General features: G+C 71.1%; 1 protein-coding gene. It reads left to right on the top strand.

Annotation, left to right across the window (positions count from 1 at the left end; translation table 11 throughout):
• Positions 1–263 precede the first annotated feature (263 nt).
• Positions 264–1,354: IS110 family RNA-guided transposase (locus IE172_RS34190; protein WP_190101259.1), on the top strand; the 1,091-nt coding region annotated here is incomplete at its 3' end.

Genomic DNA, 1,354 nt, shown 5'->3' with positions numbered 1-1,354 from the left:
CCCCGTTATCTTTTTCGCGGTCCTGCAAGAGGGCCGCTGGCCTCCGGGCCCGGCATGACTGTTGCCCCCTGTCGATCGGATGACCTGGGGGGTGGTGTCACCGGGTCCGAGGGGTGCCGTCGGAGACGCTGATCAGAGGTCCGACCACCGCCCGGCCGGGCGCAAGGCCCGGCCACTCGCGGGCGGCAGGTCTGCATAACGTGGCTGCGCGCGAACGGCCCCGACCGCCGAGGCCGGCACGCATCGACGCATGTGGGGGCACGGTGATCAGCATCGACGGGGTGGGCGTCTTCCTGGGGCTGGACGTCGGCAAGCAGACGCATCACGGCCACGGCCTGACCCCGGCCGGAAAGACGGTCTTCGACAAACAGCTGCCCAACAGCGAACCGAAGCTGCGGGCTGCCTTCGACAAGCTCACTGCCAAGTTCGGCACGGTCCTGGTGGTCGTGGACCAGCCCGCCTCCATCGGCGCCCTCCCGCTGACCGTCGCCCGGGACGCCGGCTGCCAGGTCGCCTACCTGCCCGGACTGGCGATGCGACGGATCGCCGACCTCTACCCCGGCGAGGCCAAGACCGACGCGAAGGACGCCGCGGTCATCGCGGACGCCGCCCGCACCATGCCCCACACCCTGCGCACCCTCGACCTGACCGACGAGGTCACCGCGGAGCTGACCATGCTGGTCGGCTTCGACCAGGACCTCGCAGGCGAGGCCAACCGCACCTCCAACCGCATCCGCGGCCTGCTCACCCAGTTCCACCCCAGTCTGGAGCGCGTCCTCGGCCCGCGCCTGGACCACCCTGCAGTGACCTGGCTCCTCGAGCGCTACGGATCCCCGCAAGCACTCCGCAAAGCAGGCCGCCGCAAGCTCGTCGAGATCATCCGCCCGAGAGCCCCGCGCATGGCCGAGCGGCTCGCCGACGACATCTTCACCGCACTCGACGAGCAGACCGTCACCGTCCCGGGCACCGGCACCCTCGACGTGATCGTCCCGTCGCTGGCGAAGTCGCTGGCCGCCGTTCACGAACAACGCCGGGCCCTGGAAACCCGGATCGAGGCACTGCTGGAGGCCCACCCTCTTTCCCAGGTCCTGACCTCGATGCCCGGCATCGGCGTCAGGACCGCCGCCGTCCTGCTGGCCACCGTCGGCGACGGCACCAGCTTCCCCACCGCCGCCCACCTGGCCTCCTACGCCGGCCTCGCCCCGGCAACCCGGCAGTCCGGCACGTCGATCCACGGCGAGCACGCCCCCAGAGGCGGCAACCGGCAGCTGAAACGAGCGATGTTCCTCTCCGCGTTCGCAGCCCTCCACGATCCCGCCTCCCGGACCTACTACGACCGCTGCCGAGCCCGCGG

Origin of the sequence: Streptomyces griseoflavus, from assembly GCF_014649995.1 — a bacterium.
Taxonomy (GTDB): Bacteria; Actinomycetota; Actinomycetes; order Streptomycetales; family Streptomycetaceae; genus Streptomyces; species Streptomyces griseoflavus.
This window is presented reverse-complemented; position numbering and strand designations above follow the sequence as displayed.